Raw genomic sequence first — 12,094 nt, 5'->3', positions numbered from 1 at the left:
CCGATGCGTCCTCTGGTCGTGCCCCTGCTGATGCTTTGCTGGGCTGGCCCGGCCCGCGCCGAGCCATTACCCGTGTTTCTCGACAACCACGAGTACGAGCGGCGGCTGCCGGCCGCAGACTTGCCCGTCGATGCCTATCGCCCGATTAGCCCTGCTTTGCAGCTGTCGCCCGCTGGGCCAGCAGTTGAAGCCCTGCCGCTGCAAACGCGTCTGGTATTACGAAAGGTGCGCTTCGAAGGCGGAACGGTTTACCCGCTGAGTGAACTACGCGAGCACTATCAGGCCTTGATTGGCCGGCAAGTAACCGTGGCCGAAATGCAGCAATTTACCCAGCGCCTGACCCAGCGTTATCAGCGTGATGGTTATTTGCTGTCCCACGCCTATTTACCACCGCAGGACTTTGCCGAAGGCCGTGTTCATGTGGTGCTGGTGGAAGGCTACATCCATGATTTTCGGGTTGATGGCGACGTTGGGCCGGTTGCCGCCTACCTTGAACAGCTGATGGCCCGCTTGCAGGATGAGCGACCGCTCACCCGTACAACGCTCGACCGTTACATTGGCCTGGCCCAGCGTATACCGGGCCTTGCCGTGCAGGCTGAGGTTGCCGTCAGCGATCCATCGGATGGCGCGGCACACCTGACCCTGCATGCCCGGCGCAAGCCGTTTGATGCAGGCATGACCCTGGGTGACGGTAGCCGCGACGATCTGCAGGCAGTGTTCAACGTCTCCAGCAATGCCCACACCCGTCATGGCGAGCAGGTCAGCGCCAGCTTGCTGGTGCCACCCGGCGACGATCACGCCAGTTATCAACGCCTGGACTACAGCCAGTACCTGGACGCGCAGGGTAGCCAGTTGCTGTTGTCGGCAGCGCGCTACCGCAGCGAGCCACGCACGCGTGTTCGTTTGCAGCATGGCATGGACATCGCCCAGCGCCTGGAGAGCGAACGCTATTCAATCGGCCTGGCTCAGCCTGTCATCGTCGCGCCTGACGAGTGGCTGACCGTTGCCGGGCGCTTCTATTCGGTAACCGAGCAGACTGACGACCGGCAAGGCGGCCGGGAATACGACACCTACGTACGAGCGCTTTCCTTCGAGGGCGACTGGCGCAAGGCCGAGAGCCGGCGGTCGCGTGTTGTCAGTGCCGGGGTTTACCAGGGGCTGGATTACCTGGGCGCGCGCAGCGATACCGATTACGACATGGACTTCATGCGGGCGCGAGTTGCCGGGTTGCAGAGCGACCGTTACTTCGAGCGATGGCAGGGCTTGGTATCTGGGGCGCTGTACTGGAGCGACGATCACTTGCCCGACAGCGAACGGGCGGTTTTCGGCGGGCAGAGCTTCGGCCGCGGTTATCCCCGCGACCAGGCCGCGGGCGACAAGGGCTGGGGTGTGGCGTACGAGTTGAACTACAACGTGCACCCGGTTGGCCCGCTGCAGGTTGTGCAGCCGTATGTGGTGCTGGATGCCGCGCAGGCCTGGTACAACGGTGGGCCTTTCGAGGATGCCCACATGAGTTCACTGGCGTTAGGCGTGCGGCTTGGTGACGGGCGAGCGCTGGGGGCGTCGCTGGAGTTGGCCAAGCCGATGTCGGATGTGGCGCTGGACAGCCAGAGCCATGAGCCGCGGCTGAACCTGAGCATCACCTACCAATTGCCATGAACCCGGGTTGGGCTTTAGTGGGTGGTAAACCGCTGATGTACCGGCGATGAGCTGGGCGTCAACGCCAGTGCCAGTTGGGTCCGGTTGTGCATGTGCGTAAGCCGCAGCACTTGCGAAACATACAGTTTCACAGTGTTCTCGGTGATCCCCAGCTCGCAGGCAATCTGGTAGTTGGTCTTGCCCTTGCTCACCAGGCGGGCGACTTCCAGCTGGCGAGGGGAAAGTTTTTCGAATGCGGCGGGCAGGTCGACTTCCGGCTCTTCCACATCAGTTGACCGGCGATGCACACCGTGGCCGCGTGCTTTCTCCAGGTCCTGGTAAAGCTCATCGATGCAACCGGCCAAATCCTGCAAGCGCTGGTTGAGGTTGCCCAAATCACGGAAGTTGGCCTTGCGCTCCAGCAGAACCTGCTCCTGCCTGCGCACGCCCTCGAGCAGTTCGTCCAGATCCATCGGTTTTTGGTAATAGTCGGCGAAACCTTCGCGCAGGGCGCGGATCACATCCTGCTTGTCGGCTCGGCCGGTCAACATGATGGCTTCGAACATGCGCTTGCGCCCGGCAATTTCCTTGAGTGCGCGTACCAGCTCGATGCCGTCACGCTCGGGCATGTGCAAGTCGCACAGCACCAGCCCGATCGCCTCGTCGGCGACGTAGCATTCAATGGCCTGATCGGTGGAAAAGGCGCCAATGCAAGGATGGCCCTGGCTTTCGAGATACTCGCACAACTGCTCGACAATCACTGGCTGGTCGTCGACCACCAGGATTTTCACCTCACCCGAAGACTTGTTCACGGTCAACTCCCTGTTCGTAAGTGGCCCTGCTCCCGGGCCAGACGCTCTGGCAGGTTAAAACATAGACGCTGGTTGGATTTCTGTACAAGAATTCGGACCACAGGAACGGTTATTGGATCCATACGGCGGTCAATAAAAAGCCGGCCAGCACGTAGGGGACGAAGGCCTGCTTGTCGCCCATTTGCTCGGTCAGGGTTTGTAACCGCTTCTTTATCTTGGGGTTTAGCAGCGTCCAGAGCCGCCTGCGTGTCATCAGCCACAGCACTACGCTGACGCCCGCACCAATGAACGTGCCGAGCACATATTGCGGGCTGGTCGCCAAGGCCAGGGCGCCCATCAGCTTCACGTCATCGGCGCCGAAGCGGCCCAGCATGTAGCCTGGCAGGGTCAGCAGCATGACGATGGCCAGCGCCCATCCGGCATCACTGGCATCGGCCCCAATCCAGCTGTGGCCCGTGGCAAACAGCCATACCAGTGCACCCAGGGCGGGGCCCAAGGTCAGCACGTTGGCGATCTGGCGTTCACGGATATCCTGTTCAGCGCACAAGGCAAGCCACATCAGAAGAACAATGCTTTGCATTGGCAGGTCGCCATCCCTATTCGTTGGTCACGTCTTTTACTGAGGGTAGACGCGATCCGACGAATGGGCATGGCGAACGGGGATTATTTGGCTCTGCCAGGCGGGTAGTTGCCCAGTACCTGAGCCACGGTCTTCTGGATGGCGCTATTGCGCTCTTCAGGGCTGGGCGGGTAATTGTTCATGATTTGCTCGGCGCTACCGCGCCACACCAGCTTGCCGTCACGCCCATCGAACAGGTCGACCTGGATGGTGGCCACCTTGTAGTCCACGCTGCGGGTCTCGTTGTACATCGGCCCGCCCCAATAGCCGCCCCAGTAACCACCCCAACCGCCCCCGTAATTGGTGGTGATCTGTTGCTGGCGCTGCTCGACGATCAGGTAGGAACGTACGCGAACGTCGGGCTTCACATTGCCTTGGGCCGGGCGCAGGCCGCGCTGATCAAGCTGGTCGGCCACGGCCTGGCGGATGCGTTGTTCGGTCAGGTCGCTCTTGATGCGAGGGTCGTCGGGGCGGTACTGCAGGCCTGGCTCCTGCCACGCCCAGCTGCGGTAGGCGGCAAAATCGCGGCTGGCGTCGAAATCTTGTTGCACGTTGTTGCTGGAGCAGGCTGCGAGCAGCAACGCAAATGACAGTAGAGCGAGGCGACGCAACATGATGGTTCTCCGTTAGGCGTTAACTGGGAGGATAGCCGCTGAGTGCCTTGTGCACTGACTCGCGCAGGGCAGCTTCGCGCTCACGCGGCGAGTTCTTGTCGCTGCCGCTTTCGGCGCTGGCGCTCCATACCGGCTGGCCGTTGCGGGCATCGAACAGGTCGATGCGTACCACCATCACTTCAACTTCGTAGGTGCGCACGATCGGCACGCTGCCGTAGGCGCCGTAACCATTGCGATAGCCGCCGAAGCCGACGCCGCCATAGGGGTACGGGCCGTAATAGGGGTCGTAATAGTCGTAATCGCGCACCTGGCGCAAACGCCGTTCCAGGCGCATGTCGGCACTCACCAGCAGGTCGCCTGCATTACCCCGTGCGGGTCGCAGGCCGTGTTGGTCCAGGGCGCCGCTGACAGCATCGGCCAACTGCGCCGGGTCGGCATCGGCTGTGCCGCTCGGCAACTGGCCGTTGCGCCAGCTCCAGCTGCGGTAATGCCCATAATCGCGCGCCGGTGCCGGGTAGGCACTGGCGTCGAAGGTGGTGGCAGCTTGCGGCGGAGCCGGTGGAATAGGGCGGCTGCTGGCCACGTAGGGGTTCGTTCCCTGGCAGGCAGCCAGGGCAAGTGGCAACAGGGCTGCATACAACAATCGGTACGGCATCTATTCCTCCCGGCGCGCGGGTTCAGCGGGGGCGGCACATCCAGTGCAGGTAGCGGCCAAGCCCGGCGTAAGCCGGGTGGCGGCGGTGGGCAAGCTCCATTTCCAACAGGTCGAGCAGTTCGGCCTTGGCCTGGAAGTCCTTGGGCATATAGTCGTGGAACACCCGCACGCCGCTTTCACTTTCGACTTGCCACATGGGTTCAAGGTGCGCCTTGAGTTCGCGTGGATCAAGTGGTTTCTGTGGGGTCAGGCTTTGCTTTTCACCTTCCAGCTTGTTGCTGCGCAACTTGCGAAAATGGCCTTTCAACAAGTTGCGGTAAACCAGCGCATCGCGGTTGTAGAAGGCCAACGACAACCAGCCGCCCGGGGCGGTGAGTTGGTGCAGTACAGGCAGGATGCTTTCGGGCTCGGCCAGCCATTCGAGCACGGCGTGGCACAGCACCAGGTCGTAGGGTTCGGTGAGCTGGCCCAGCAAGTCCTGCCAGGGTGCCTGGATGAACGTGGCGCTCTGGCCGGCTTCGGCGAACCGCGCACGAGCACCGTCGAGCATGGGGGCTGCCGGTTCTGCCAATGTCAAGTGGTGGCCGCGCTGGGCCAGCCACAAGCTCATGTGGCCAAGCCCGGCGCCGATGTCCAGCACGCGCAAGGGGCGGTCGGGGAGGGCGTCGGCCAGGTCCGCCTGAAGCACGGCCAGGCGGATCGCGCCCTTGGCGCCACCGTAGATTTTCTCGGCAAAGCGGGTGGCCAGCTCATCGAAATGACGGTCGTTCATCGCGCAAAACGCCTCTCGCTGTCGGCCAGCTTGGCCCGCACCACTTGCTCCATGTCCAGGCCCAGCTCGCTGCACAGCAGCAACAGGTAGAGGACCACATCGCCCACTTCCTGCCCGGCGTGTGCGAGTTTGTCTGCGGTTAGCTGGCGCGACTGGTCTTCGCTCAGCCACTGGAAAATTTCCACCAGCTCGGCCATTTCCACACTGGCAGCCATGGCCAGGTTCTTCGGGCTGTGAAAGCCGCGCCAGTCGTTGTTGTCGCGGATGCGGTGCAGGCGTTCGGTGAGTTCTTGCAGGTTCATCGGGGGTCTCCTAATGCTGCATAGCTTCGGTGGAGGCCTGATGCAAAGCAAGCGGATTCGGGCGCCTATAGCGGCTGCCAGCGGCCTGTCATGTGCAAGAGTTCACCGTGCCCCTTCAGATACAGCTCGCCCGCCGGGCCCGCTTCGCTGGCGCTTAGCACCACTTCGGATGGCAATCGCACCGGCTTGTGGAACGTCACCTCAAAGCCATAACCGCTGTTTGGCAAGTGCGTGTGCAACGCCGCCATTGCCATGGCCTTGTTCCACATGCCGTGGGCGATTGCCTTGGGAAAGCCGAACAACCGTGCGCTGGCGGCGCTGAGGTGGATCGGGTTGTAGTCGCCACATACCTTGGCGTAACGCCGGCCGATGTCGCTGTCGGCGTACCAGCGTGTGGCTTCGGGCAAAGCTACGGCTTCGCTGGCTGGCGCTTCATCGGGCTGGCCTTCCAGTTTCAGGCCGCGTACCAGCATGCGGCTGGTTTCGCGCCACAACAGGCCAAGCCCGTCTTCGGCTTCGGTGACAAGGTCGAACGTGCCACCTTTGGTGTGCGCCTGCAGGTTGTCGGCGTATACCGCAAACTGGAGCCCGTCGATACCGCCCAACGGGCGCAGCACTTCGATGCGGTTGTACAGATGCACCAGCCCAAGCAGCGGGAAGGGGAAGTCACGGGCGGTGAGCAGTTGCAGTTGCAGCGGGAAGGCCATCACGTGCGGGTAAGTGGCTGGCAGGCGGCCATCGTCGGTGAAGTGGCAGAGCCTACGATAGGCTGCAAGATTGCGGGGGCATACGCGAATGTCACAACGCAGCCCGCCCAGCGGCAGCGCGTCGCCGCTGATCTTGCGTTTGCTGGCCGCCCGCAAATACAGGCTGGCGCGGGAGTCGGGGCTGTGCAGGTCTTGCCATGGCCGGTTCATGTTCATGCCCCCATCAATGCCTGGCCGCAAACCCGCAGCACCTGGCCATTGACGGCTCCGGACCCTGGCTGGCTGAGCCAGGCGATGGCTTCGGCGACGTCTTGCGGGCGCCCGCCTTGGCCTAGGGAACTCAGACGCCGCCCGGCTTCGCGCAGCCCCATGGGCATGGCAGCGGTCATGCGGGTTTCGATGAAACCAGGTGCCACGGCATTGATGCTGCCGCCCCGTGCTGCGAGTTTCGGCGCCCAGGCCTGAGCGAAGCCGATCAGCCCGGCCTTGCTGGCTGCATAGTTGGCCTGGCCACGGTTGCCCGCGATGCCGCTGACCGAGGCCAGCAGGGTGATGCGGGCGCCTTCGCTCAATGCACCACTGTCGTACAGCGCCTGGGTGAGCACTTGCGGTGCCTTGAGGTTGATTGCCATGACCGCGTCCCAGTACTCCGGCGTCATGTTGGCCAAGGTCTTGTCGCGGGTGATACCGGCGTTGTGCACCACGATGTCGATGCCGTCTGGCAGGGCTGCAAGCAGCTTCGTGGCGGCGTCGCCGGCGCTTATGTCCAGGCCCAACGCTTTGCCGCCAAGGCGCGAGGCGAGGGCATCAAGCTCCTGCTGCACTTGCGGCACGTCCAGCAGCAGCACTTCGGCGCCATCGCGGGCAAGCGTCTCGGCAATGGCCGCACCAATGCCGCGTGCGGCCCCGGTAACCAGTGCGCGGCGACCGGCCAACGGGCGGGTCCAGTCGGCGACTTGGTGTGCGCAAGGTTCCAGGCGCAGCACCTGGCCGGAAATGAAGGCACTTTTGGGGGACAGGAAAAAGCGCAGTGCACCTTCCAGCTGGCCCTCGGCACCCTCCGCGACATACAACAGCTGGGCGGTGGCGCCGTTGCGCAACTCCTTGGCCACTGAACGGCTGAAACCCTCGAGCGCGCGTTGGGCAACAGCGGCTAATGGGTCTTCGATGCCCTCGGGGGGGCGGCCCAGAATCACCACATGGGCGCAGGGCGCCAGGCTGCGCAGCAGTGGCTGGAAGAATTCGCGCAACTGCTTGAGTGCGTCGCTGTCGGAGATATGGCTGGCATCGAACATCACGGCCTTGAGCTTGGGCCCCAGGCCGGCAATCCAGGCGGGTGCTGGCAAACCGTCACCATTGAAGCTGTAGAGCTCATCGGTGAGGCGCGCGCCAATCGCTTCCACTGCGTTCGCCAATGGCCCGCCACCCAGCACCAGCGCGCCTTCAACGGGGCGCAGGCGGCCCGCTTGCCAGCGCTCCAGTGGCACCGGGCGCGGAAGCCCGAGGGCATCGACGAGGCGGCGACCAAGGTTGGAGTTGGCAAAGTCGAGGTAGCGGTCGCTCATGTACGGGTCTCCCAAAAGGCAAGCATGCAAGTGTGGACCAACTTTGTGGCGAGGTCGTTCGAATGCGGTAAAAACGCCTAGGCTCTACCGATCAAATTGTTTCAGGAGGAACATGCGCATGCGTTCAACCCGCAAGGTCGCGATTTTGGGTGGCAACCGGATTCCCTTCGCCCGCTCCAATGGCGCCTACGCCAATGCCAGCAACCAGGCGATGTTCACGGCGGCGCTGGAAGGCTTGATCGAACGCTATCGCTTGCATGGCCTGCGCCTGGGCGAGGTGGCGGCGGGGGCGGTGCTCAAGCATTCGCGCGACATGAACCTGACCCGAGAGTGTGTGCTCGGTTCGCGTCTGTCGCCGCAAACGCCGGCCTACGACATCCAGCAGGCCTGCGGCACCGGCCTTGAAGCGGCATTGCTGGTGGCCAACAAAATTGCGCTTGGGCAAATTGACAGCGGCATCGCCGGGGGCGTCGATACCACGTCCGATGCACCGATTGCCGTTAATGAAGGCCTGCGCCGGATTCTGCTGCAAGCCAACCGCGGCAGAACGCTTGGTGAGCGGCTCAAACCCTTCCTGCAACTGCGCCCTGGCCACTTGAGACCGGAACTGCCACGCAATGGCGAGCCTCGCACAGGTCTTTCGATGGGCGAGCACTGTGAGCGCATGGCGCAGGCCTGGCAGATTGGCCGCGCCGAACAGGATGAGTTGGCGTTGCTCAGCCATCAGCACCTGGCGGCTTCTTATGTGGAGGGCTGGCAGGACGACCTGATCACGCCCTTTCTTGGCCTGAGCCGCGACAACAACTTGCGCCCGGACCTGACCCTGGCCCAGTTGCAAAAGCTCAAGCCAGCCTTTGACCGCAGTGGCCAGGGCACGCTGACGCCGGGCAACTCCACGCCACTGACCGATGGTGCCTCGGCGGTGTTGCTGGGTACGGACGAATGGGCCAAGTCACAGGGTTTGGAGGTACTGGCTTATCTGGTCGATGGCGAAACGGCTGCCGTGGACTTTGTCAAAGGGCAGGAAGGCCTGCTGATGGCGCCGGCTTACGCGGTACCACGGCTGTTGGCTCGCAATGGCCTTAGCCTGCAGGACTTTGATTACTACGAAATCCACGAAGCGTTTGCCGCACAGGTGCTGTGCACGCTCAAGGCCTGGGAAGATGACGCGTATTGCCGGGAGCGGTTGGGGCTTGAAGGGGCGCTTGGGGCCATCGACCGCAGCAAGCTCAACGTTAAAGGCAGTTCACTGGCGGCGGGGCACCCATTTGCCGCCACCGGGGGCCGCATCCTGGCCAACCTGGCGAAGATACTCGCCAAAGCAGGCAAAGGCCGCGGGCTCGTTTCGATCTGCGCGGCGGGCGGGCAGGGGGTGACTGCCATCGTCGAACGCCCGTAAGTATGGGCAGGGGGTGTTGCTCTGTTAGGCTTGTCGGGCCAGAACTAAAAGAAATCGATATGCCGACAATCGGACACCCTCGCACCATTCCCGCGCTGGAACAGCTGCCCAGGCCGCTTTATGCCCGCGCCGAAAGCCTCGGCGCCGGCTCCTGGACTACCCGTCACCAGCACGATTGGGTGCAGTTTTCCTACGCCATCAGCGGCGTTCTTGGGGTGTACACCCGTGACGGCAGCTATTTTGCCCCGCCGCAGTGGGGCGTGTGGATTCCTGCCGATGCCGAGCATGAAGTAGTGACCTCCGGCCAGGCCGAGATGCGCAGCCTCTACGTGCGCCGCGATGCTTGCCCGTGGGCTGCCGAGCAGTGCCGTGTGCTGGAGGTGACGCCGCTGGCGCGGGAACTGATCAAGCAATTTTGCCTGTTCCCGGCGGATTACCCTGAGGGTGACAGCGCAGAGGCGCGCTTGGTGGCGGTGTTGCTGGACCAGTTGCGTACGCTGCCCGAGGTCGGATTTTCCTTGCCGTTGCCACGGCATCCTGGGTTGCTGGCCTTGTGCAACGGCCTGATTGCCGAGCCTGACCGGGTACAGACGCTGCAACAATGGGCGCTGCAGTTGGGGTGCTCGGAGAAAACCCTGATGCGGTTATTTCAGCGGGAAACCGGGCTGAGCTTTCGCAACTGGCGCCAGCGGATGCGGCTGTTGTCGTCGCTGGCGTTGCTGGAGGCGGGGGAGAGTGTGACCGAGGCGGCGTTGGGGTGTGGGTATGATTCCACCTCGGCTTACATTGCAGCGTTCAAGCAGTTGTTCGGGGCTACGCCGGGGGAATTGAAGCTGTAGGAGACTACCCTGCGCGCCCGGCTCAGCGGATGCGATCGGGGTAGGAGCGGATTTATCCGCGATCACCGGCGAAGCCGGTGCCATCCACCGCGTCGTCTGCATCGCGGATGAATCCGCTCCTACATGCCCCTGTTAATTCAATACGCTACTCAGGTCCGGAACCTGCGCACCAGCGTATCCAGTTCATTCGACAACCCGGCTAGGCTCTCCGAATCCTGGCGCGCCGCCTGGGCGAGTTCCGCCACCAACTGCGCATCGCCATGAATCTGGCTGATGTGGCGGTTGATGTCCTCAGCCACCTGATGCTGCTCTTCCGCCGCCGTGGCAATCTGCGTGTTCATGTCCCGGATGATATCCACCGACTCACGTATCTGCCCGAAGCTGTCACGGGCCAGGCCAATCCGGCTGACCGACTGCTGCGACACCTCAAGGCTGGCATGCATCTGTTCGGCCACCTCGGCAGTGCGGCTGGCCAGGTTGCCCAGCAGGCCGTCGATTTCGGCCGTGGAGTCGGCCGTACGCTTGGCCAATGCCCGCACCTCGTCCGCCACCACGGCAAAACCGCGCCCCTGTTCGCCAGCGCGGGCTGCTTCGATCGCGGCGTTCAGGGCCAGCAGGTTGGTTTGTTCGGCAATCGAGCGGATGGTGCCAAGGATCGACTGAATGGCGTTGCTGTCACGCTCCAGTTGCTGGATCGACAATGCCGACTGCTCGATCTCCTGGCTCAGGCGGTCAACGCTGTTCACGGCGGCGTCGATCTGCTGCTGGCCGTCACGGGCCTGCTGCTGGCCACTGTCGGCAGACATCGCTGCCTGGCTGCACGAGCGGGCCACTTCGTTGGCGGTGGCGACCATTTCGTGGAAGGCGGTGGACACCATGTCCACCGCTTCGCGCTGGCGCCCGGCGGCTTCGGACATGTCGGCCGATACCCGGGTCGAGCGGGCGGAGGTACTGAGGATGTTGCCGGCAGCCGAGCCGATGTGCTGGATCAGGCTACGGATGGCACCGAGGAACTGGTTGAACCAGCTGGCCAGTTGCGCGGTTTCGTCGCGGCCGCGTACTTCGAGGTTGCGGGTCAGGTCGCCTTCGCCCTGGGCGATGTCTTCCAGGCCGCTGGTGACGCTGTTGATCGGGCGCACGATGAGCTTGGCGAAGGTGGCGCCTACCACAGCGAACACGGCGGCCAGGATCAGCGCCACTGCAGCAATCAACCAGGTCAGGCGAGTGGTAGTTTGCATGACTTCGTCTTGCTGAATCAGGCCGATGAAGGTCCAGCCGAGTTTTTCGTCCGAGTAGACGTTGGCCATGTAGCGTTCACCGCCGATTTCGACTTCGGCCAGGCCCTTGCCAGCCTTGGCCAGGTCGGCGTAGCCCTCACCCAGGCTGGCCAGTTGCTTGAAGTTGTGGCTGGCGTCACGTGGGTCAACCATCACGTTGCCGCTGCTTTCCACCAACATCAGGTAGCCGCTTTCGCCCAGTTTGATCTGTTTGACGATTTCGGTCAGGCCTTTGAGCGACACATCGATGTTGACCACGCCACCGGGGTTGCCCAGCTGGTTGGCAACGGCACGCACGGTACTCACCAGCACGGCATCGTCACCGGCCCAGTAGTAGGGGGCGGTGCGCAACGTCTTGCCGGGGTTGGCCATGGCTGCCTGGTACCAGGGGCGGGTACGTGGGTCGTAATTGCTCATTTTCGGGTCGCCCGGCCAGAAGGCGTATCCGCCGTCTTTCAAACCGTAGGAAACGTAGGCGTAATCTGGGTGGCTGCTGGCCAGGCGGGTAAAGGCTTCGTAGAGGATTTTGTCCTGCTCGCCCTGAGGGATTTGAGCCGCGTCGGCACTGATGTGCTTTTTGACGTTGTCCGCTGTGCCAATCACTGGCGGCAGCGTGGCAAGGTAATCGACGTTCTGGCTGATGCCCTGGAAGAAGATGTTCATCGCATTGCTAACCTGGCGAATCTCCCGGCTGCTGCCGTCGAGGAATCCGTCACGGGCTTCGCCGCGCAGGTTGATGACCACCAATGTGGCCACGAGGACGATGGGCAAGGCGGCGATGACCGCAAATGCCCAGGTCAGTTTCTGTTTGATGTTCATCGACGCTCCCGGAATTTTTTAATTGTCGACACGCGAGGCAGGTACTTCTATGTCGGCAGGAGCAGCGGCGATTTGA

General features: G+C 62.9%; 11 protein-coding genes and 2 pseudogenes. 3 read left to right on the top strand and 10 right to left on the bottom strand.

What is annotated here, in order from left to right; all coding sequences use genetic code 11:
• Positions 1-3: 3 nt before the first annotated feature.
• Positions 4-1,659, top strand: coding sequence for a ShlB/FhaC/HecB family hemolysin secretion/activation protein (locus tag PVV54_RS23085; protein ID WP_274907446.1), 1,656 nt, complete (start codon positions 4-6; stop codon positions 1,657-1,659).
• Between the two features lie 14 nt (positions 1,660-1,673).
• Here the strand turns inward: PVV54_RS23085 and PVV54_RS23080 are convergent, their stop codons facing one another.
• From PVV54_RS23080 to PVV54_RS23045, 8 genes are all read right to left on the bottom strand, one after another.
• Positions 1,674-2,450 (bottom strand): response regulator transcription factor, encoded by a 777-nt coding sequence (locus PVV54_RS23080; RefSeq protein ID WP_274907445.1) that lies wholly within the window; start codon positions 2,448-2,450, stop codon positions 1,674-1,676.
• A 109-nt stretch (positions 2,451-2,559) separates the two neighbouring features.
• Positions 2,560-3,030 carry an A24 family peptidase gene (locus tag PVV54_RS23075; RefSeq protein WP_274907444.1) on the bottom strand — a complete coding sequence of 157 codons (471 nt, stop codon included), beginning with the start codon at positions 3,028-3,030 and terminating at the stop codon, positions 2,560-2,562.
• Positions 3,031-3,113: 83 nt separating this feature from the next.
• Positions 3,114-3,683, bottom strand: a complete 570-nt coding sequence (locus PVV54_RS23070) for a DUF4136 domain-containing protein (RefSeq protein WP_274907443.1) — start codon at positions 3,681-3,683, stop codon at positions 3,114-3,116.
• Positions 3,684-3,702: 19 nt separating this feature from the next.
• Positions 3,703-4,338, bottom strand: a complete 636-nt coding sequence (locus tag PVV54_RS23065) for a DUF4136 domain-containing protein (protein ID WP_274907442.1) — start codon at positions 4,336-4,338, stop codon at positions 3,703-3,705.
• 22 nt (positions 4,339-4,360) lie between these two features.
• A complete protein-coding gene (locus tag PVV54_RS23060) occupies positions 4,361-5,110 on the bottom strand; it encodes a methyltransferase (protein ID WP_274907441.1) in 750 nt (249 codons plus the stop codon).
• Entirely contained in the window at positions 5,107-5,412 is a 306-nt protein-coding gene (locus PVV54_RS23055; RefSeq protein ID WP_274907440.1) for a MazG-like family protein, read from the bottom strand. The genes PVV54_RS23060 and PVV54_RS23055 overlap by 4 nt, the downstream gene beginning before the upstream one ends.
• 65 nt (positions 5,413-5,477) lie before the next feature.
• Positions 5,478-6,329, bottom strand: coding sequence for a MaoC family dehydratase (locus tag PVV54_RS23050; protein ID WP_274907439.1), 852 nt, complete (start codon positions 6,327-6,329; stop codon positions 5,478-5,480).
• Between the two features lie 2 nt (positions 6,330-6,331).
• A complete protein-coding gene (locus PVV54_RS23045; protein ID WP_274907438.1) occupies positions 6,332-7,684 on the bottom strand; it encodes a 3-oxoacyl-ACP reductase in 1,353 nt (450 codons plus the stop codon).
• 118 nt (positions 7,685-7,802) lie between these two features.
• Here PVV54_RS23045 and PVV54_RS23040 point away from each other — a divergent pair, with 118 nt between their 5' ends.
• Together PVV54_RS23040 and PVV54_RS23035 are read left to right on the top strand one after the other, a co-directional pair.
• A complete protein-coding gene (locus tag PVV54_RS23040; RefSeq protein ID WP_274910487.1) occupies positions 7,803-9,083 on the top strand; it encodes an acetyl-CoA C-acetyltransferase in 1,281 nt (426 codons plus the stop codon).
• A 59-nt stretch (positions 9,084-9,142) separates the two neighbouring features.
• On the top strand, positions 9,143-9,922 hold the full coding sequence (locus tag PVV54_RS23035) for an AraC family transcriptional regulator (RefSeq protein WP_274907437.1): 780 nt from the start codon (positions 9,143-9,145) through the stop codon (positions 9,920-9,922).
• Between the two features lie 149 nt (positions 9,923-10,071).
• On the opposite strand, the pseudogene PVV54_RS26670 reads toward PVV54_RS23035, so the two are convergent.
• Positions 10,072-10,665 (bottom strand): annotated as a pseudogene (locus PVV54_RS26670) (methyl-accepting chemotaxis protein); the annotation flags it as partial.
• Between the two features lie 264 nt (positions 10,666-10,929).
• Positions 10,930-11,862, bottom strand: a pseudogene (locus PVV54_RS26665) (HAMP domain-containing protein); the annotation flags it as partial.
• Between the last annotated feature and the right edge of the window lie 232 nt (positions 11,863-12,094).

The sequence above is a fragment of the Pseudomonas sp. PSKL.D1 genome, from assembly GCF_028898945.1.
Classification (GTDB): domain Bacteria; phylum Pseudomonadota; class Gammaproteobacteria; order Pseudomonadales; family Pseudomonadaceae; genus Aquipseudomonas.
This window is presented reverse-complemented; position numbering and strand designations above follow the sequence as displayed.